At 75.7% G+C, this 19,760-nt stretch carries 16 protein-coding genes and 1 pseudogene; 10 read left to right on the forward strand and 7 right to left on the reverse strand.

The window, feature by feature from the left end; translation table 11 throughout:
• Positions 1-2: 2 nt before the first annotated feature.
• Positions 3-941 carry a helix-turn-helix transcriptional regulator gene (locus tag ACZ4NB_RS31315; RefSeq protein ID WP_467666417.1) on the forward strand — a complete coding sequence of 313 codons (939 nt, stop codon included), beginning with the start codon at positions 3-5 and terminating at the stop codon, positions 939-941.
• Between the two features lie 77 nt (positions 942-1,018).
• Here ACZ4NB_RS31315 and ACZ4NB_RS31320 read toward each other — a convergent pair.
• The 3 genes and pseudogenes from ACZ4NB_RS31320 to ACZ4NB_RS31330 all read right to left on the reverse strand — a co-directional run.
• Positions 1,019-2,001, reverse strand: a pseudogene (locus tag ACZ4NB_RS31320) (chitinase); the annotation flags it as partial.
• A gap of 242 nt (positions 2,002-2,243) precedes the next feature.
• On the reverse strand, positions 2,244-3,647 hold the full coding sequence (locus ACZ4NB_RS31325; protein WP_467666418.1) for a sensor histidine kinase: 1,404 nt from the start codon (positions 3,645-3,647) through the stop codon (positions 2,244-2,246).
• 180 nt (positions 3,648-3,827) lie between these two features.
• On the reverse strand, positions 3,828-4,520 hold the full coding sequence (locus tag ACZ4NB_RS31330) for a response regulator transcription factor (RefSeq protein ID WP_467666419.1): 693 nt from the start codon (positions 4,518-4,520) through the stop codon (positions 3,828-3,830).
• 118 nt (positions 4,521-4,638) lie between these two features.
• Here ACZ4NB_RS31330 and ACZ4NB_RS31335 point away from each other — a divergent pair, with 118 nt between their 5' ends.
• Complete coding sequence (locus ACZ4NB_RS31335) at positions 4,639-5,202, forward strand: hypothetical protein (RefSeq protein WP_467666420.1); 564 nt, start codon at positions 4,639-4,641, stop codon at positions 5,200-5,202.
• Between the two features lie 51 nt (positions 5,203-5,253).
• Here the strand turns inward: ACZ4NB_RS31335 and ACZ4NB_RS31340 are convergent, their stop codons facing one another.
• Positions 5,254-6,153 (reverse strand): spermidine synthase, encoded by a 900-nt coding sequence (locus tag ACZ4NB_RS31340; RefSeq protein ID WP_467666421.1) that lies wholly within the window; start codon positions 6,151-6,153, stop codon positions 5,254-5,256.
• 195 nt (positions 6,154-6,348) lie between these two features.
• Positions 6,349-6,723 carry a chaplin gene (locus tag ACZ4NB_RS31345; protein WP_467666422.1) on the reverse strand — a complete coding sequence of 125 codons (375 nt, stop codon included), beginning with the start codon at positions 6,721-6,723 and terminating at the stop codon, positions 6,349-6,351.
• A gap of 266 nt (positions 6,724-6,989) precedes the next feature.
• Between ACZ4NB_RS31345 and ACZ4NB_RS31350 the strand changes: the two genes are divergently transcribed.
• The 4 genes from ACZ4NB_RS31350 (at position 6,990) to ACZ4NB_RS31365 (ending at position 12,555) form a co-directional block, all read left to right on the forward strand.
• Complete coding sequence (locus tag ACZ4NB_RS31350; protein ID WP_467666423.1) at positions 6,990-8,078, forward strand: hypothetical protein; 1,089 nt, start codon at positions 6,990-6,992, stop codon at positions 8,076-8,078.
• Positions 8,079-8,282: 204 nt separating this feature from the next.
• Complete coding sequence (locus ACZ4NB_RS31355; protein WP_467666424.1) at positions 8,283-9,779, forward strand: sugar transferase; 1,497 nt, start codon at positions 8,283-8,285, stop codon at positions 9,777-9,779.
• A 112-nt stretch (positions 9,780-9,891) separates the two neighbouring features.
• Positions 9,892-11,211 carry a glycosyltransferase gene (locus ACZ4NB_RS31360; RefSeq protein ID WP_467666425.1) on the forward strand — a complete coding sequence of 440 codons (1,320 nt, stop codon included), beginning with the start codon at positions 9,892-9,894 and terminating at the stop codon, positions 11,209-11,211.
• Between the two features lie 33 nt (positions 11,212-11,244).
• Positions 11,245-12,555 (forward strand): NAD(P)-binding domain-containing protein, encoded by a 1,311-nt coding sequence (locus ACZ4NB_RS31365; RefSeq protein WP_467666426.1) that lies wholly within the window; start codon positions 11,245-11,247, stop codon positions 12,553-12,555.
• Positions 12,556-12,604: 49 nt separating this feature from the next.
• Here ACZ4NB_RS31365 and ACZ4NB_RS31370 read toward each other — a convergent pair whose 3' ends face one another.
• Positions 12,605-13,084, reverse strand: a complete 480-nt coding sequence (locus ACZ4NB_RS31370; protein WP_467666427.1) for a hypothetical protein — start codon at positions 13,082-13,084, stop codon at positions 12,605-12,607.
• 214 nt (positions 13,085-13,298) lie between these two features.
• On the opposite strand from ACZ4NB_RS31370, the gene ACZ4NB_RS31375 reads away from it, so the two are divergent.
• A complete protein-coding gene (locus ACZ4NB_RS31375) occupies positions 13,299-14,714 on the forward strand; it encodes a tetratricopeptide repeat protein (protein ID WP_467666428.1) in 1,416 nt (471 codons plus the stop codon).
• A 16-nt stretch (positions 14,715-14,730) separates the two neighbouring features.
• On the opposite strand, the gene ACZ4NB_RS31380 is transcribed toward ACZ4NB_RS31375, so the two are convergent.
• Positions 14,731-15,324: a histidine phosphatase family protein gene (locus ACZ4NB_RS31380; protein ID WP_467666429.1), complete on the reverse strand. Its 594-nt coding sequence runs from the start codon at positions 15,322-15,324 to the stop codon at positions 14,731-14,733.
• A 186-nt stretch (positions 15,325-15,510) separates the two neighbouring features.
• On the opposite strand from ACZ4NB_RS31380, the gene ACZ4NB_RS31385 reads away from it, so the two are divergent.
• The 3 genes from ACZ4NB_RS31385 to ACZ4NB_RS31395 are packed head-to-tail and all read left to right on the forward strand — an operon-like array spanning position 15,511 to position 19,728.
• Entirely contained in the window at positions 15,511-16,773 is a 1,263-nt protein-coding gene (locus tag ACZ4NB_RS31385; protein ID WP_467666430.1) for a hypothetical protein, read from the forward strand.
• Positions 16,764-18,323 (forward strand): hypothetical protein, encoded by a 1,560-nt coding sequence (locus ACZ4NB_RS31390; RefSeq protein WP_467666431.1) that lies wholly within the window; start codon positions 16,764-16,766, stop codon positions 18,321-18,323. The genes ACZ4NB_RS31385 and ACZ4NB_RS31390 overlap by 10 nt, the downstream gene beginning before the upstream one ends.
• A 40-nt stretch (positions 18,324-18,363) precedes the next feature.
• On the forward strand, positions 18,364-19,728 hold the full coding sequence (locus ACZ4NB_RS31395) for an AAA domain-containing protein (RefSeq protein ID WP_467666432.1): 1,365 nt from the start codon (positions 18,364-18,366) through the stop codon (positions 19,726-19,728).
• The last annotated feature ends 32 nt before the right edge of the window (positions 19,729-19,760 follow it).

Raw genomic sequence — 19,760 nt, forward strand, 5'->3', positions numbered from 1 at the left:
CGATGGTCAAAATGCGACAGCAGAAGCCGGAGCCCGTGACGGAGATCCGGGAGGTGGCGTTCGCCGCGCCGGCCGGGCGGCCCGCCGGCCTGGAGGTGATGACGCTCGCCGAGCTGCGCGAGCGCGCGGACGCCTGCCGGCTGGCCACCCCGCACCGCCCCGGCTTCCACCATCTGCTGCTCCTGGACGGCGGCCGGCTGGTGCACAGCGTCGACTTCCGGGAGCATCCGCTCGCCCCGGGCGATCTGCTGTGGTCGCGCCCCGGGCAGGTCCAGCACTTCGGCGATCTGACCGGGGCGGAGGGGCGGCTGGTGCTCTTCGAGGCCGGCTTCCTGGATCCGGCGACCGCGGCGGCGGCCCGGATCGAGGACTGGTACGGGCCGCCCGTACGGCATCCGCGGGGCGCGGCGGCGCGCCGGGTGGAGGAGGCGATGGGCCAGCTGCACCAGGAGTTCGGGGCGCTGGGCGGGCTGCCGCTGGAGATCCACCTGGAGGTGCTGCGGCATCTGCTGGCCGTACTGGTGCTGCGGGTCTCCCACGCGGGCGGGACGGCGGACGGCGAGGACGCCGGCTGCGAGGCGAGCGAGACCTATCTGCGCTTCCGCGACGCGGTGGAGCGGGGCTTCACCCGCAGCCGCCGGGTGGCCGACTACGCCCGCGCGCTGGGGTACGCGCCCCGCACCCTCTCACGGGCCACCGAGGCCGCCGCGGGGACCGGGGCGAAGGAGTTCATCGACCGCAGGGTGGCGCTGGAGGCCAAGCGGCTGCTGGCGCACGGCGACCAGTCGGCGGCCCGGATAGCGGACCGGCTGGGCTTCGCCGACGCCACCAACTTCAGCAAGTTCTTCCAGCGGCAGACCGGCAGCACCCCGATCGCCTTCCGGGTGGCGGTGCGGGGCGGGGCGCAGCGGGTGGGGGGTGGGCCGCCGCGCCCCGCCTAGGGCGCGTGCGGACACGCCCTGGGGGGACGGTGGTCCGGGACGACGGGCCGGACCTCCGGTGGGGGTGGGACCTTGGATCAGCCGGTGTAGGCGCCGAACGCCTTGGTGAAGTCCAGCGGGCCCTGCTCGATGGAGCTGCAGGTCGGCTGCGCGGAGGGGGACGGGCCGCCCTCGCATGCCTTGTCGCGGGTCGAGGACCACATCGACAGCCGGCCCAGGTGCTTGTCCTTGGCGAACTTCACCAGCTGGGTGGCGTCCTCGACCTTGAAGACCTCCTTCTGGACGTCGTTGACACCGATCATGGGCGTCACCGCGACGGCCTTCCAGGCGGCCGCGTCGCTCAGGCCGAGGGCCTTTTTGATCTGGCCCTGGGTGGCGGTGGCGGCCTTGACGGCGTAGGTGCCCATGTCGCCGTCGTAGGAGGGGCCGTAGTCCATCGCCATGATGTTGACGGCGGAGACCTTCACGCCGTTCTTCTTGGCGTCCGCGACCAGGTTCACGCCGTCCTGGGTCAGGCCCTCGGGCATGACCGGGAGGGTGAAGGAGACGTCCAGGCCGGGGTGCTTCTTCTGGAGCTGGGCGACGGCCTGGGCGCGCCGGGTGTTGGCGGCGGTGTCGGGCAGCGCACCGCCCTCGATGTCGAAGTCGACCTTGGTGAGCTGGAACCGGTCGATGACCTTGCCGTACGCGGCGGCCAGCTCGTCCGCCGAGCCGCAGGCCAGGCCGAGTTCGGAGCCGTTGGCGCCGCCGAAGGAGACCCGCACGTCGCCGCCCGCCTTGCGCAGCTCGGGTATCTGCCGGGCCACCGGGTTGTCGCCCAGCTCGCCCGTGCCGCCCCACTTGGGAGTGCAGCCGCCGCCGGAGGTGACGAAGGCGAGGTGGAAGTTCTTCACCCCGGTCTTCTGAGCGGTGCCGGTCAGGTCGTAGGCGGGGCTGAGGGAGGTGTCGACGTACGGGGCGAAGCCGGCCGCGGCCTTCGCGGCGCCGGGGGTCCGGGGCGCCTTGCCGGCCATGGCGGATCCGGCGATGGCGAAGGCGCCGCCGGCGGCGACGGCCACGGCCGCACCGGTCACGATCAGCTTGGTGGTGCGGTTCTTGCGCCGGCGGTGTGCCGAGGGGGTCATCTGGTGCCTGCCTGTCGTCACATGGGGGGCTGGGGTGCACCGTGGTGCGCCCCGCACGCTAGCGGCAGCGAAACGGACAAATGCCGGTATCCGTACGGTGGTTGGCGGAATTATGGCTGCCTTAAGGAAGCCGAAGGGGGTGGTTAAGACCACCGGCCTATGCCGCGCGCCCACTCGCTCAGGAGCCGACGCGGCCGGCCCGCCGTCCCCGGCCGCCGAGCGTGCGGCGCAGCCGGTGGCCGCGGCGTACGCCGTGCCGGTCGCGGCCGCCGTCCAGCGCCAGCCAGACCCGTACCTCGGTGCCGCCCAGGACCGAGCGCCCCAGGCGCACATCGCCGCCGGTGGATTCGGCCAGCCTGCGCACGATGTCCAGGCCGAGGCCGGTACTGCCGTCCCCGCCGCCGCCGTGGCCGCGGCGCAGCGCCGCGTCGGGGTCGGCGATCCCGGGACCGGCGTCCGAGACCAGCACGATCACGGCCTCCTCGGCGTTGTGCACATCGACCGCGAAGGCGGTGCCCTCGGGGGTGTGCCGGAAGACGTTGCCGAGCATCGCGTCCAGGGCGGCGGCGAGTTCGGGGCGGGCGACCGGGATGCGTACGGGGTGCTCCGCACCGGCGACGCGCACCGTACGGCCCTCGTCCTCGGCGAGCGCCGACCAGAAGTCCATCCGCTCGCGGATCACCTCGGCGGCGTCGCAGCCGGCCGCGGCCGCGGCCTGCCGGGTCTGCGCCTTCTGCTCGCGGGCGGTGCGGATGATCTGGTCGACCTCGCGCTCCAGCTGCTCGACGGCGGCCCGGGTCTGCTCGGCGGCCGGAGTGTCCCCGAGCGAGGCGGTGTTGAGCCGCAGGACGGTCAGCGGGGTGCGCAGCCGGTGCGAGAGGTCGGCGGCCAGTTCGCGCTCGTTGGCGAGCAGCTGGACGACCTGGTCGGCCATGGAATTGAAGGCGCTGGCCGCGGACCGCAGCTCCTTGGGGCCGTCCTCCTGGACGCGTACGCCGAACCTGCCCCTGCCCAGGTCGAGGGCGGCGCCGGCGAGCCGCTCCGCGGGCCGCACCATCCGGGTGCCGAGCCGGTCGGCGACCGCCACCGAGCCGATGATCAGCGCCAGGCCGACGCCGGCCAGCACCACCCAGGAGGTGGTGACGCCGTTGGTGAGCGCGGCGTCGGGGACGAAGACCTCCACGACCGCTATGCCGGAGGCGACCGCGGTGGGCTGCAGGAGCACGGAGCCGCCGGGCACCGGCGAGATGGAGGCCCGGCCGAGCCGGACGGCGGCCGCGACATCGGCGGGTGCGGCCCGCCGGGAGCCGATCTCGGCGGGGGCGCCGTTCCTGCCGGCCGCCGGGACGTGGACGCCGATCCGGCCGCCCGGGCCGGTCTCGGCGCTGGCGACCGCCCGCTCCAGCTGGGCGCGGTCGGTGGTGATGGCCAGCACCGGGCCGATGGTCGCGGCCTGCCGTTCGGCGTTGGAGTAGGCGCGGTCGCGGGCCAGCTCCTTGACGACCAGTCCGAGGGGGACGGCGAAGGCGACCACGACCATGGTGGTGACCGCCAGCGCCACCTTGACCAGAGCCCACCTCACGGTGTCTCGCCCTTCGCTTCTCCGCCCGCGAGGCGCAGAGGCGCGACCCTGACCGTCGACTGCGGCCCGGCGGCCTCGCGCGCGACGCTCACGGTGTCCCATCCTTCGCTTCTCCGCCCGCGAGGCGCAGAGGCGCGGCTCTCACCGTCGACTGCGGCCCGGCGGCCTCGCGCGCGACGCTCACTGGGGCGGCTCCAGCTTCACCCCGACGCCCCGCAGGGTGTGCAGATACCGGGGCCGTGCGGCGGTTTCGCCCAGTTTGCGGCGGAGCCAGGACAGATGGACGTCGATGGTCTGGTCGTCGCCGTAGGACTGCTGCCAGACCTCGGCGAGCAGCTCCTTGCGCGGGACGACGACGCCGGGGCGGCCGGCGAGGAAGGCCAGCAGGTCGAACTCGCGGCGGGTCAGGTCGAGCCCGACGCCGTCGAGTTCGGCCTGCCGGCGCAGCGGGTCGATGGCCAGGCCGCCGACCCGGATCACTCGTGAGGGCGGTTCCGCGCCCGCCGAGCCGGCCCGTGAGCGGCGCAGCACGGCGGCCATCCGGGCCGAGAGGTGCTCGACGGAGAACGGCTTGGTGAGGTAGTCGTCGGCGCCGTCGTTCAGCAGCCGGACGATCTCGGCCTCGTCGTCCCGGGCGGTGGCGATGATCACCGGGACATCGGTGATGCCGCGCAGCATCTTCAGCGCCTCGCCCCCGTCCAGGTCGGGCAGCCCGAGGTCGAGGATGACCACGTCGAAGCCGACCTGCGCCACCTCGCGCAGCGCCTCCAATGCGGTCCCGACGCTGCGCACCGTGTGGGCGGCCTCGGTCAGATGCCGGATGAGGGCCGAGCGGACGAACTGGTCGTCCTCGACCACGAGCACACGTGCCATGGGCGGCACCGTACGCCATTCGGGCCATTCCCTTTACCCGAGGTTGACGCCGGAGCGGCGCCTTCCGCCCCCGCAGACCGGCTGCAACCGGACGGGCCGGTGGTGCAGTATGAGCCAAATGCAACGAGGACTGGTTCACGCGGCGGCCTGGACGCTGGCGACCGGCGCCGCGGTCACCCTGTCGTGGTTCGGCGTGCACACCGTGCTGTCCGGCACGGCGTACGACGCCCCCCGCGCGCTGCCCCTTTCCGACCAGGTGGCCTCCTCGGGGACGGACGGCGAGGCGACGCCGCAAGCCTCCTCGACCCACCGCCCCAAACCGTCCGCCACGGCGCGGCGCAGCCCGTCGCCCGCCGACGGCACACCGTCAAAACCGGCCACGCACTCGACCGGCGGCGCGACCCGGCCGAGCCGGTCGGCCGCCCCTCAGGGCGGCTCCGGGTACCCGTCCCGCGGCGAGATCAAGAGCTACTCCACGGCCGGTGGCCGGGTCGTCTTCAGCGTGTCCGGCTCCTCCGCCGAGCTGGTGTCGGCGACCCCGAACTCGGGCTGGGAGATGCAGGTCTGGAAGCAGCAGCAGTGGATCCGCGTCGACTTCACGGGCTCCGGGGCGCATACGTCGGTGTTCTGCACCTGGAACGGGCATCCGCCGGCGGTGCAGATCAGCAACCAGTCGACCTGAGCCGGGCCGGGCCCCGCGCCGGGCCTGCCGGGCCCCGCGCCGTACGCCGGGTCAGTCGAAGGTCTTCGCCGGCGGGGCCGGGGACGCGACGGCCGTGGCGTCGGTGACCGGTGCCGCGCCGCCGGTGAAGTCCGCCAGCGCGCGGCCGTGTTCGACCCGCGCGGACTGCGGGTCGCTCGCCGCGCGGCGGGTCAGTTCGGCGAGCGGGAGTGCGGTGTCGGAGGCCAGCAGCACGGCGTTGCCGAAGCGCCTGCCGCGCAGTACGGCCGGATCGGCAGTCAGGCAGAGTTCGGCGAACGCGGTACCCACGGTGGCTATCTGGCCGCGCAGAAAGCTCAGCGGCCCCTCACCGCGCGCCGCCCCGGCCCCCCGTGCGCTCCCGGGCCCGTCCGCGAGGTTCGCCGCGTAGAACCCGCCCGGCCGCAGTGCCCGGCGGACCTCCGCCACGAACTCGGTGCTGGTCAGATGCGCGGGCGTGCGCGCCTGGCCGAAGACGTCGGCGATGATCAGGTCGGCCCAGCCGTCGGGGATCTTCGCCAGGACCGCGCGGGCGTCGCCCCCGCGCACCCGGATCCGCCAGCCGCTGTCCAGCGGCAGTTGCCGGCGGACGAACTGCACCAGGGGCGCGTCGATCTCCACCACCTGCTGGGTGGAGCGGGGCCGGGTCGCGGCGACGTAGCGGGCCAGGGTCAGCGCGCCGCCACCGAGGTGGACGACGCGCAGCGGGGCGCCGGGCGGCCCGGCGAGATCGGCGATATGCCCGAGCCGGCGCTGGTAGGGGAAGTCGAGGAAGGCCGGGTCGTCGAGGTCCACATGCGACTGCGGGGCGCCGTCGAGCAGCAGCGTCCAGCCGCGCGGGCGGTCCCGGTCGGGCCGCAGCTCCGCCAGCCCGCCGTCCACCGTCTCGGTGACGGCCTCCGCTCCGCCGCGCCCGCGCCTGCTCTTCGCCATGTACGTCAGTATGACTGCGGCCCGGCCCGGCTCGCCCCCGGGCCCCGAGGCCCCAGAAGGCGTCCCCTCGCTGGTCAGGGCGGTGCGGCCGGCGGATGGGGGCATGGCGGAGCGGCGGACCACCCGCGGCCTCACGGCCGGGGCGATCCGCCGACTGCGCTGCCGGTCCGATGCTGCTGAGGACCGGCCGCCGGGTCACTTGCTGATGTTGGCGCAGCGGTTCCCGAACGCCGGGTTCAGCAGCGCGAAGATGTTGACGGAATTCCCGCACACATTGATCGGGATGTTGATCGGCACCTGGACCACGTTGCCGCTGATGAACCCCGGCGAGCCCACCGCGTAGCCCTTGGCGAAGGCGCCGCTGTGGTGGCCGTGGTGGTGGCGGTGGCGGTGGTGGCCACCGCGACCGAACTGCTGGATGGCGTAGCTGCCGTGGCCGTGACGCGCCTGCTGGGTGCCGGCGCTCTGACCGTAGTAGCTGCCGCCACCGGCAGAGGCGATGCCTGCGCCGCTGACCACCAGGGCGCAGCTGGCCGCAGTCATCGCGGCGGCCTGGACGAACCGCTTCATCCCATTCTCCTTTCAGTTCGCGAATGGGGCACCCGGTCACAACGAGCCGAATGCGGCGGGGATGCGGGCATTACCCCTTACGGGAAATCATTGGTCCTTCTGGCAGTAATCGTTAGCCCTTCTGGCAGCAAGCCGCCCCGCCGAGGAAATCCGCCATTCCGCCGATCGGGATCCCCGCGGGGTATCCGGCGTGCCTGTCGCGGTTTCCAACATGATTTCTGTCAGAGTGCTCTCCTGTTTGACTGATAGAAGTCGGAGAGGAAGACATGCGGAAGTCGATGGACCGCACCGGGCGCGGCGTGTGCGCGCTGGCTTCCTTGGCATTGTCCGCCGCCCCGGCTTCGGCGGCCGCGCCGACTCCCCGGGAATCCGTCCGCATTCCCTTCGCCGAGCGGTTTCACGCGACCCAGCACGGCGGTATCGCCCGCGCCGCCAACTCCGCGGTCACCTGCGGCGGCGCGGACCGCCGGGCGGCGGCGGCCTGCGTGGCGGAACGGCAGGGCGCCGCCGGCGCCGGCGGCCACCACCGGCTGGCGTACGTCGACATCGACGCCGACCGCGGCACCGCCAACTCCAGCGCCGCGGAGCTGCGGCTGCCGGCCGGGTCCAAGGTCAGCTACGCCCGGCTGTACTGGGGCGGCAACCTGCGGGTCGGCGGGCGCAAGGCGGCCGAGGACAACGGCCGGGTGCTGATCGCCGGGCCCGGCGGCCGCTACCAGGAGGTGCGCGCCGACTCGGTGACCGGGCGCCGCACCGCGCTCGCCGCCGCCGACGGCTTCCAGGCGTCCGCGGACGTCACCGAGCTGGTGCGCAGAAGCGGTCCGGGCGGCTACACGGTGGGCCGGATCAATGTCGCGACCGGCCGGTCCACGGCCGGTGCCTGGGGCGGCTGGACGCTGGTGGCCGCGTACCAGAACCCGCGGCTGCCGCTGCGCAGCATCGCGCTGTGGGACGGCTTCGAGCCGCTGGGCGCGGGGCGCCGCACCCTGTCGGTGCGGCCGGCGGGGCTGCGGATCCCGGCGAACGCGAGCGGCCGGCTGGGGGCCGTGGCCTACGGCGCGAAGCGGGGCGTGGGAGGCGACGGGCTCACCGTCCAAAACGGCCGGCGCCGCCCGCACGCGCTGCGGGACACCGCCAATCCGGCGAATGATGTGATGAATTCGACCATCACCGATTTCGGCCGGGAGACCGTCCGGAAACCCGCCTACCGCAATACCTTCGGAATCGATTCCGATGTATTCGACCTGAAGCCCGCACTGCGGTCCGGCGGCGATCGGCTCACTTTCCGTTTCACCACTCGCGATCCCGGATATCTGCTCGGCGCGCTCTTCTTCCAGGCCGACACCGGGCGCTGAGCCACGCGCCCCGGAATTGTCCGCAGAGACCGTCGGGAGACCCGCAGTCCGTAGAGAGTCCGCTGAGAGTTCTGTCCGCTCGGAGTCAGGGGAGCAGTGCGTGCCGGCCCAAGACGTGCCGTGGCAGGAGCGGCCCGCGGTGCTCCATGTGTACCGCGGGTCTCCCGGTGTGCCGTGCCCCCGGCTCGGGGGGCGGATCAGGCGATGACGACCGAGAGCGCCGACGCGCCCCGTTCCGCCCCGGCCCGGCCCCCGTCGGCGGTCCCCCGCCCGCCGGCCGCCGCGGTCGGTCCGCCGCGCGGGCCGGGGCGGGCGACCCTGCCGCCGCCCCGGCCCGGTCGCGGCGTACGGCGGCGCACCGTCGCCCCGCTGATGGCCGCCGACTGCCTGGCCGCCGCGGGCACCGCGCTGCTCGTCCTCGGCCCCGGTACGCCGCCGGCGCTGCCCGCCGCCACGCTGCTGGGACTGCTGCTGCTCCACGTCCGGGCCGGGCTCTACCGCCCGGGGCCCGCGCCGACCGCGCTGGGAGATCTGCCGGCGCTGCTGGGCCGCGGTGCCGTCTGCTGGTGCGCGGCGGCCGCGGTGCTCGCCGCCGTACGCCCCGACCGGGCGCTGTCGCCGGTACTGCTGGCGCTCGCGGTGTCCGCGCACGGTGTGCTGGTGTGCGGCGGCCGGGCCGCGGTCTACCGGGCGCGCCGCGACCTCGCCCGCCGCCGGCCGCGCGCCGCGCTGATCGTCGGCACCGACCCGGCCGCCCGGCAGCTGGCCGCGGTGCTCGCCGCCCGCCCCGAGTACGGGATGCGCCCGGTGGGCGTGGTCGATCCGGCGCCGCGGCCGCCCGGCCCGCCCGCGGCCGCCGCGAGCCGGTCCGCGCTGCCGCGGCTGCGCTCACCCCAGGACATCGCCCGGGCCGTCATCCAGCACACCGTGCGGGACGCGGTGTTCACCCTGCCGCCGTACGCCGATGCGCACACCGCCGCGCTGCTGCGCAGCTTCGTCGACCAGGGGTCGGCGATCTGGCTGGCCGGCGCCGCGGCCGGCCGCGAGGGCCACCCGCCCCACCCGGGGACCGACCATCTGTGGGGCTTCGCCTGCCGGCCGCTGGACACCGCACCGCCCCGGTACGGCAGTTGGGGCAAGCGGGCGCTGGACCTCGCGCTGGCCGGGCCGGCGCTGGCGGCCCTGGCGCCGGTGCTGCTGGGCTGCGCGCTGGCGCTACGGCTCGCCGACGGGCCCGGCGTGCTCCGCCGGCAGGAGTGCGCCGGCCGCGGCGGCGGCACCTTCGTCCGGCTGACGTTCCGCACCGTGCGCCGCGGCGACGGGCCCGGTGCGACGGCGCCGCCGAGCGCGGCGGACCACGCCCCGGCGAGCCGGGTCGGGCACCTGCTGCGGCGCACCTCGCTGGACGCGCTGCCGCAGCTGTGGAACGTGCTGCGCGGCGAGATGAGCCTGGTCGGGCCGAGCCCCGAGCCGCCCTGCCGCGTCCGGCGGTTCACCCGGCACTGCCCGGAGTACGCCGCCCGGCACCGGATGCCGGCGGGCCTGACCGGGCTCGCCCGGGTGCACGGGCTCGGGCCGGACGCCCCGGCCGAGGACCGGGCCCGGTTCGACAACCTCTACATCGACAGCTGGTCGCTGTGGCAGGACATCCGGATCCTGCTGCGCACCGCCGCCTCGCCGCTCCGGCCGGAGGGCGGATGAGCGCGGGCGCGGCGGGCGGCCGGCTCGGGGCGCGGCCCGCCCACCGGCGCGCGGCGCGGCCCACCGACGAGACCACCACCCCGGCCGCTACCCCCACCCCAGGAGGCACCCGGTGAAGGTTCTGCATGTCATCACGGGCCTCGACATGGGCGGCGCCGAGCAGCAGTTGCGGCTGCTGCTGCGCCGGCTGCCCGCCCAGTGCGAGGTCGTCACCCTGACCGGTCCGGGGCCGGTCGCCGACGGCATCGAGGCGGACGGCACCCCCGTCACCCACCTCGGCATGACCGGCGACCGCGATCTGAGCGTGCTCCCCCGCCTGTCCGCACTGATCCGCGCCGGCGGGTACGACCTGGTGCACACCCACCTCTACCGGGCGTGTGTCTACGGCCGGATCGCCGCCCGGATGGCCGGCGTACGAGCCGTGGTCGCAACGGAGCACTCCCTGGGCGACGCGGTCATCGAGGGCCGCCGGCTGACCCGCGGCGTCCGCGCGCTCTACCGGGCCACCGAGCGGCTGGGCGCGGCGACGGTCGCCGTCTCGGACACGGTCGCCGCCCGGCTGCTGCGCTGGGGCGTGCCCGAGCGGCGGATCCACGTGGTGCACAGCGGCATCGAGGCACATCGCTTCGGCTTCGACCCGGCCGCCCGCGCCCTGGTCCGCACCCGGCTGGGGCTGCCGCTGGACGCCTTCGTGGTCGGCGGCGCCGGCCGGCTGGTGCCCGGCAAGCGGTTCGACGTGCTGGTCCGGGCGGTGACCCAACTCCCGGGCGTCCACCTGCTGCTGGCGGGCGAGGGCCCGGAGCGGGAGACCCTGCGGCGGACGGCGGAGCAGTTCGGGTCGGGGGACCGCATTCACCTCCTGGGCGCCGTAGGCGACGCAGAACGCGTCTCAGCGGCGCCAACAGGCGCTGTGGGCGACGCAGAACGCGTCTCGGCGGCGCCGCCGAGCGCCGTACCCGGATGCCGGCCCGACATCCCCGATCTGCTCTCCGCCCTCGACGTCTTCGTCTCGCCGTCCCCGGACGAGGCGTTCGGGCTGGCCGTCCTGGAGGCGCTGGCATCCGGGCTGCACGTGCTCTACGGCAGCTGCCCGGCGGTCGAGGACCTGCCCGCCGACCAGGCTCCCGGCGCCCGGCGCTTCAGCCCCGGCGTCCACGAACTGGGCACCGCCCTGCGGGAGTTGCGGCGCCACGAACCGGGCCGGCTGCCGGTGCCGCCGGTGGTGCGGCGCTATGACATCGCGCGCAGCGCCGAGGCGCTGATGAGCGTGTACGAGCAGGCGGTGGCCACCGCCGCCCCGCCCCGGTGGCGCCGCCCCGTGCCGGCCCGCCCCTCCGCGGTCGTCCCGCTGCCCGACGCGCCCCGGTCGCCCGCCCCGTCCCCGCTCTCGAACCGACAGGCGGCGCCCATGGCGAGCCGTCCGCACCGATGAGTCCGCACCGATGACACAGCGCAGGGAGCATCCATGTACGACCTCGTGGTGGTGGGCGCCGGCCCCTACGGACTCTCGATCGCCGCGCACGCGGCGGCGGCCGGGCTGCGGCTGCGGGTCCTGGGCCGGCCGATGGCCTCGTGGCGCGCGCACATGCCCGACGGCATGCTGCTCAGGTCCGAGCCCTGGTCCTCCAGCCTCTCCGCCCCGTCCGGCCGCCACAACCTGGCCGAGTACTGCGCGGTCCACGACCTGACCGCCGAGCACGGCGTCCCGCTGGCCCTGGACACCTACGTCGCCTACGGCCGGTGGTTCGGAGAGCGGGCGGTGCCGCAGGTCGAGGAGGTCGCCGTCACGGCCGTGCGCCCCGACGGCGACGACGGCTTCCAGGTCGAGACGGACACCGGCGAGCTGATCGCGGCCCGGACCGTCGCGCTCGCCGTCGGCATGGTGCCGTTCGCCCACCGCCCCTGGCCACTGCTCGAACTGCCCCCGGAACTCGCCTCGCACAGCAGCGACCACCGCGAACTGCGCGGCTTCGCCGGCCGGGACGTCGCGGTGATCGGCGCCGGGCAGTCCGCGCTGGAAACCGCGGCCCTGCTGGCCGAACAGGGCGCCCACCCCACGCTGGTGGCCCGCGCGGACCGGCTGAACTGGCGCAGCCCGCCGCAGCCGCTGGACCGCGGCCGGCTGCGCGCGCTGTGCGATCCGCACTCCGGGCTCGGCACCGGCTGGTCCAACTGGGCGTGGTCGCAGCTCCCGTGGGCGGTGCGCCGGCTGCCCGCGGCGACCCGGGTCCGGATCGCCGAGAACGGGCCGACGCCGGCCGGCGCCTGGTGGCTGCGGGGGCGCTTCGAGCCCGCGGTGGCGGCCCGACTCGGCCACCGGGTGCGGGCCGCGGTCCCGCACGGCGACGGGGTGCGGCTCCATCTCACCCATACGGATGGCGGGTCGGAGACCGTCGACGCCCACCATGTGGTGGCGGCGACCGGCTTCACCCCCGACCTGCGGCGGCTGCGGCTGCTGCACCCCCGGGTGCGCACCACCCTGCGGACCGTGGCCGGCAGCCGCGCGCCCGAGTTGAGCCCCGGCTTCGAATCGTCCTGGCCCGGGCTGTTCTTCGCGGGGCTGCTCAGCGCGCCGTCGTTCGGCCCGGCGATGCACGCCGTGCACGGGGCGGGCTTCACCGCGGCGCGGCTGCTGCGCGGCGTACAGCGCCGGCTGAACGACCGGCGGGGCGACCGGCGGGGCGCCACCACCATCCCGCGCCCGGCACGGGACGGCGCTCCGACCGCCGCGAGCGGCCCGGCATCGGAGGCGGCGGCCGGCGAGCCCGCGCACTGACCGGGCCCGCGAGCCGGGCGGAGCGGCCCGCGCGCCACCGGCCCGGCGCTCACTGGCAGCGGTCGACGGCCTCGATCGTCCGCGCCGCCTCGCCGAGCGCCGCGCGCAGTACGGCCGGGTCGGTGGCGGCGGCGCCCGCGCCCTCCGGCGGCACCAGCCAGCCGGTACCGGTCACCGGCGGCTCCGCCGCGCCGCCCTCGCCGGCCGGTGCGCCGGCCCGCCCGTAGGTCTGGGTGCACGCGCTGCCCGGCACGTCCCAGCCGTCGGCCGTGCCCGCGGGCACCAGGAAGCCGAGAGTGTCGCAGGCGCCGTCGTGCAGTACGGGGCCGACGCCGTCGCGCAGCCGGAGGATGTCGACGGCCTCCAGCCCCTGCCGGGCGGGCACCGTGACCAGGTCACAGGGCTGGACCGGTACGGCGGCCGTGCCGCCGGGGACGACCTGCTTGCGACGGCCCTGGGCCTGGCCCGCGGACCCGTTGCCGCCCCTGCTCACGCCGGTCTCCCACACGGAGAACCCCTCCTCCTGCACGCGCCGCACCCTTTACACCGAGTTCAACGGTCGGGCACGTCAACAGCTACGGCGGCGTAACGCTGCAAAGGATGGCAGTTCATGGCAGATCACGCGCGAGATATCCGATTTGTAGCCAAAAGGTGTGTATCGGAGCCGGGGTAGCCGGTACCGTCGTCCCGCCGCACCGCCAGGACGCGGCAATCGCCACAAGATGGCACGGAGAGGGTCCGCCATGGCGTCGCCAGCAGCACGTTCAGCGTCGTCCCGCACCGTACCCGCTCGCCCGAACACCGCATTCCGGCAGCTGCGCGGCCGGCTGTCACCAGGCGAGTTCGCGGCGGCGGTCCGACGGGCCGCCCGTGAGATCGGTGAGCAGGTCTCGTGCGACGCCCGCTATGTGGGCCGCGTCGAGTCCGGGGAGATCCGGTGCCCGAACTACGCCTACGAGCGGGTGTTCCGGCATATGTTCCCCGGGCTGACGCTGCCCGACATGGGCTTCGCGCCGCGCGAGGTGGTACGCGGACGGGGGGCGCGTACGGCGGCGGTCAGCGCCGCGCCCCTGGCAACCGAACCCGACAACCGCGATACCTGTATCCAGATCCACGAGGAGAGCGACGTGCTGCGTCGCGCGTTCATCACCGGCGGCCCGGCGGCGGCCCTGGGCTTCGCCGCCCTGCACCCCATCGAAGCCGTCGCCGCGTCCGCCCATGTGCCGCCGCCGCGCACCCCGGTCGGCGGCCGGGCCGGCGCGGCCGAGGCCACCGCCGTCGAGCAGGCCGTACGCCAGATCCGGCTGCTGGACGACCGGCACGGCGCGGAGGGCATCTACCGCCGCGCCACCCAGCCGCTGCGCGCCGCCTACGAGTTGCTGGACGCCGACGTCCAACACCGCTCGGTGTCCGACCGGCTGCACTCCGGCGCGGGCGAACTCGCCATCACCGTCGGATGGTTGGCGCACGACTCGGGCCGCTTCGACGAAGCCCGCTCGCACTACGCCGAGGCGCTGGCCACCGCCCGGGTCTGCGGCGACGCCGCCCTGGAGGCGCACGCCTTCTGCAACACGGCCTTCCTCGCCCGGGACGCCGGCCGGCCGCGCGAGGCGGTGCGCGCCGCGCAGGCCGCGCAGCAGGCCGCCAAGCGGCTGGCCTCGCCGCGGCTGCTGTCGCTGCTGGCGCTGCGGGAGGCGGGCGGCTGGGCCGGGCTGGCCGACCGGGCCGGCTGCGAGCAGGCGCTGGCCAGGGCGGAGCGGCTGTTCGCGAGCGGGTCGCGGGACGGCGACCCGGAGTGGATGACGTTCTACGGCGAGGCGGAGCTGGCGGGCCTGGAGGCGCAGTGCTGGGCGGCGCTGGGCGACGCGCAGCGCGCCGCGGAGTACGCGCAGCGCGCGGTGGCCCTGCAGGATCCGCACTTCACCCGCAATATCGCCCTGTTCACCGCGGAGCTGGCGGGCGACCTCGCCGACAGCGGTGCGCCCGAGGAGGCCGCCGCGGCCGGTACCCGGGTGCTGGCGCTGCTGGAGCAGGTCCACTCGGCCCGGATCCGCACGATGCTCGACCGCACGGCCCGTACGCTGCGGCCGCACCGGGGGATCGCGCCGGTCGCCGCGTTCCTGGAACGGCACGCGGCCTCGGTCTCCTCGGGCGGCTGACCGGCGGCGGGTGGGCTCAGCCCAGGTGCCCGGTGTCGTTCCAGCGCTCGATCGCCGGCTCCCCGTAGGCCCAGCCGAGCACCGACAGGGACGTCGGCTCCAGCCGGATGCGGGCGGCGAAGGAGATGTCCAGGCCCAGCCAGCGGGCGCCCAGGACGCGCAGGATGTGGCCGTGCGCGAAGACCAGCACATCGCGGTCGGCCGACCGCGCCCAGTCGACGACCTCGTCCGCCCGCGCGGACACCTGGGCGAGCGTCTCGCCCTCGGGCACCCCGTCGCGCCAGATCAGCCAGCCCGGCCGCCCGGCCTTGATCTCGTCGGGGGTCAGGCCCTCGTACGCGCCGTAGTCGAACTCCATCAGCGCGTCCCACTCCTGCGCCCGGTCGCCGAAGCCGGCCAGCTCGCAGGTCTCCTTCGCGCGCACCAGGGGGCTGGTGCGGACCTCGACGCCCGGCAGGCCGTCCCAGGGGGCGTGGTGCAGCCGCTCGCCCAGGAGCTTGGCGCCGCGCCGCCCCTCGTCCAGCAGCGGGATGTCCGTACGGCCGGTGTGCCTGCCGGAAAGGGACCACTCGGTCTGCCCGTGCCTGGCCAGGAATATGCGCGCTGCCATGGTCGTACCTCTCGCCGATCGCTCGGCTGGTCGTTGCTCGGTGCGGGCGGCGTTGACCGCGGGACTCCCATTCTCGCGCACGGGGGCGTTTTGTCCGCGGGCGGGGAGGGGCCGGCCACCGGCGGGGAGGGGCCGGATCGCGGACGGGATCGGTCGGTGTCAGTGCGGGATGCGAGACTTCGGCGGGTGAATACCTTCCGCGACAGCCGACCCGTGTCGGCCGCCCCCGAGGCGGGGCGGCAGGCGCCGGCGCCGGTCCTGCGGCCGGGGACGCCCCCGCCCGGCGTGAGCCGGGCCAGGCTCACCGAACTGCGCGGCCCCGGCGTACGCCCCCGCTCGCTGGACGCCCGCGCGCTCGCCGCGCTGGCCGCCAACCCGGGCTGCCGGCGCCGCGCGCTGCTGGACGGCGCGGGCATCGACAAGGGCGCGCTGGCCCAGGCGCTGGGCTCGCCCGCGTCGTACGGCCAGTCCCAGTTCGCGCTCATCCGGGGCAACGCGTTCGAGGCCCGGGTGAAGGCCGACGGCGGCACGGAACTGCTGCGGCTGCTGCACGAGCGGCTCGCGCCCGGCACCCCGCCGCCCGGCCCCGAGGAGATCGCCGCCCCCGATCTGTCCGCGGCCGGGCCCGAGGGCCGGGCGGCGCGTACGGCGCTGGCGCTGCGCGAGGCGACCGCGGCCGGCGGCTGGGCGCTGCTGGACCACCCGATGCTGGTCCTCGACGTGGCCGGCTCGCCGGCCTATGTGGAGCCGGACGCGGTGGTGGTGCATCCGGACGGCGGCTGGACCGTCGTCGAGATCAAGTCCTTCCCGATGATCGACGGTTCGGCCGACGCCGCCAAGGTGGGGGCGGCGGCCCGCCAGGCGGCGGTCTACGTGCTCGCCCTGGAGCAGGTCGCCGAGCACGCCGCGGCGCACACGGGCCGCGCGGTGCGGGTGCGCGACCGGGTGCTGCTGGTGTGCCCGAAGGACTTCTCCAACCTCCCCGCGGCCGCCGCCGTCGACATCCGCAAGCAGCTGGCCACGACCCGGCGGCAGCTGGCCCGCCTCACCCGGGTCGAGGAGATCGCCGCGGCCCTCCCGGAGGGCACGACGTTCGACCTCCGGCTCGCGGACGACGGCCGGACCCCGACCCGCCCGCCCGAGGAGCTGGCCGAGGCCGTCGAGGCGGTCGGCGCGGCCTACGCCCCCGAGTGCCTGGCCGCCTGCGAGCTGGCCTTCCACTGCCGCAAGCGGTCGCGCCAGGAGGGCGCGGTGGAGGCGCTGGGGCGCGGCGTACGGGGCGAGCTGGGCGGGCTGGGCACCGTCGAGGAGGTGCTGGCCGCGGCCGTCTCGGCGGACCCCGGGCAGGCGGACGACCCGGCGGTGCTGGCCCTGCGCCGGGCTGCCGCGCTGCGCGCCCGGGCGCTGGCCGCCGCGGCATCGCGGGCACCGGAGCCGGTATGTCGATGATCGAGACGCTGGCCCGGATGGAGGCGGTGGCGGCCGGCCGCGCCCAGCCGCGGTGCACGGTCCGCCACCGCCATCTGTCCGAACGTCCGCTGGTCCTCGTCCCGTTGACCACCGCGGGCGAGGCCGGCGCCCCGCTGGGCGCGCTGGTCGGCACGGACCGCGACCAGCCCGCGCTGCTGGTCGTCCCGCAGCCGCGCGACCGCGATCTGCGCTTCGCGTTCCTGGCCGAACTGGCCGGCGCGATGCTGCCCTACGTGGACGGCTTCGCGGACACCGTCGAGTGGGAGGAGCGCAAGGAGACCGACCCGGAGACCGGCAAGAAGGTCCCGGTGCAGGTCGAACTGTGCGCGGACGCACCGCAGTTGCTCGTGCCCAGCGCCGCCGGCATCGACTACGTCCGGCTGCTGGGCCGTTCGATGCGCTTCCGGCGGACGGCCGAGCAGGAGCCGGCGGCGCCGTATCCCGCGCCGCCGCACGTCCCGCTGCTGGGCCGCTGGCTGACGCACTTCGGCGAGCGGGCCAGGGTGCCCGGGTCCGGTCTCCTGCAGTCCATGACCGGTCTGCTGACCCGCCATTGGGTCAGCGGCCAGAGCGCGCTGGAGGACCAGCATCTGGGCGCGCTGCTCGCCTGGATCGACCCGCCCGGCGGACTCTCGGGCCGGGAGGCGGCCGAGCGCGCGGAGGCGGCGCGGGACGCGGACGGGCAGCTGCTGTGCCCGCCGGCCGGGCCGGCCACGGACCCGGCGTTCGACAACCGGCTGCTCGCCCCCGCGATGGCCCGTTACGACGCCGGGCTGCCGGGCGCCGAGGACGCGCTCCGGGCCCTGGTGGCAGGCCAGTTGCAGCCGACCTGGGACGCCGTGTGGCGCGGCGTCGACCTGCTGCGGGCGCTCCCGGAGGGCGCGCATGTCGCCGACCGCTGGAAGCGCGACCGCTGGTCGTACACGGCGCACCGCGATCGGGTGCGCGCCGGGGAGCCGCCGCAGCCCAAGCGGGACGACGCGGTCACCGCCGCGCAGAAGCTGTCCGCACGGGAGACCGCCCAGGCCCAACTGGACGCCCAGGAAGCCCTGGACGACCCGCTGGTGATGGCGGGGCGCCGACTGGCCGGCGAGGCGTTCGAGGGCATGGTCACGGACGTCGAGATGGCGATGTCCGAGGGCCGGCGCCCGATGCCGCGCCCGCTGGTCACACTGGAGACGGCCGACCTCCCGCAGCTGTCCCCGGGCAGCAGGCTGCACCGCGCCCTGGCGGACGGAAGGACCCAGCCCGCCGAGTTCGTCGCGCCCGCGGAGTACGCCGACGGTGAGCCGGGCAGGCTGGTGGTGCGGCTGACGGGCGGGATGGGGCGCGGCAAGACCCCCGAGCCCGGTTCCGTACCCGAGCCGGGCGACGTGCTGTGCTGGACGCTGTTCGAACACGCCCCGCGCGGCGGCCCGGAGCTGCCGGACCCCGAGGACACGCCCTGGACGCACGGCGGCCCGCCGCCCGTCCCCGGGGCCGCGCCGAACGAGACCCCCGACCCCGTGACCGCGGAGGACTTCCTGTAATGCGCGCCCGCTGCTGGACCGGCCCGGGGCACACCGCCGTATGACGGCCGCCCAGGACCCGTCCGCCACCGCCCGATCCGCCTTCGACCCCGGCGCCGCGGCCACCGCGGCCACCGACGCGATCCTGCACGACACGCTGCACGGCACCCGCCGCGGCGTGGTCGTCGACTCCCCTCCCGGTGCCGGGAAGTCCACCCTGGTGGTCCGCGCGGCCCGCGAACTGGCCGCCGCCGGGCGCCCGTTGATGGTCGTGGCGCAGACCAACGCCCAGGTCGACGACCTGGTCCTGCGGCTGGCGGCCAAGGACCCCGAGCTGCCGGTCGGCCGGCTGCACAGCAGCGAGCCCGGCGCGTTCGACCCGGCGCTGGCCGAGCTGCCGTCGGTCCGCACGTCGGCGAAGGCCGCCGATCTGGCCGGGATGGACATCGTCGTCTCGACGGCCGCGAAGTGGGCCTACACCAAGGTCGCCGAGCCCTGGGGGCACGCGATCGTGGACGAGGCATACCAGATGCGGTCGGACGCGCTGCTGAGCGTGGCCGGGCTCTTCGAACGGGCGCTGTTCGTCGGCGACCCCGGGCAGCTGGACCCGTTCAGCGTCGTCGGCGCGGAGCAGTGGGCCGGGCTCTCCTACGACCCCTCGTCGAGCGCGGTCGCCACCCTCCTGGCCCACAACCCCGGCCTGCCGCAGCACCGCCTGCCGGTCTCCTGGCGCCTGCCCGCCTCGGCGGCGCCGCTGGTCTCCGCCGCGTTCTACCCCTACACCCCGTTCCGCAGCGGCACCGGCCACGGCGACCGCCGGCTGGCGTTCGGCGTGCCCGGCGACGGCTCGGGCGTGGACCGCGTCCTGGACGAGGCCGCCGAGTCCGGCTGGGGCCTGCTGGAGCTCCCCGCCCGCCGCACACCGCGCACGGACCCGGAGGCGGTGCACGCGGTGGCCCTGGTGGTGCGACGGCTGCTGGACCGCGGCGGCGCGGCGACCAGCGAGCTCTCGCCCGATCCGGCGCCGCTCACGGCGGACCGGATCGCGGTCGGCACCGCCCACCGCGACCAGGCCGCGGCGGTCCGCGCCGCGCTCGCCGGCCTGGGCGCCGCCGAGGTGGCGGTGGACACCGCCAACCGCCTCCAGGGCCGCGAATTCGACGTCACGGTCGTCCTGCACCCGCTCTCCGGCCGCCCCGACGCCACCGCCTTCCATCTGGAGACCGGCCGGCTGTGCGTGCTCGCCTCCCGCCACCGCCACGCCTGCATCGTCGTCTGCCGCGCCGGCGTCACCGACCTCCTGGACGAGCACCCCTCGACCGAGCCGGTCAGCCTGGGCGTCACGGTCAAGTTCCCGGACGGCTGGGAGGCCCACCACTCCGTCCTGGCGCATCTGAACGAACATCGTGTCGCCTGGCGCCCGTAGGGCCCGTCCCCCGCGGGCGCACGGTTTTCGGC

Source organism: Streptomyces sp. NPDC026575, assembly GCF_055567415.1.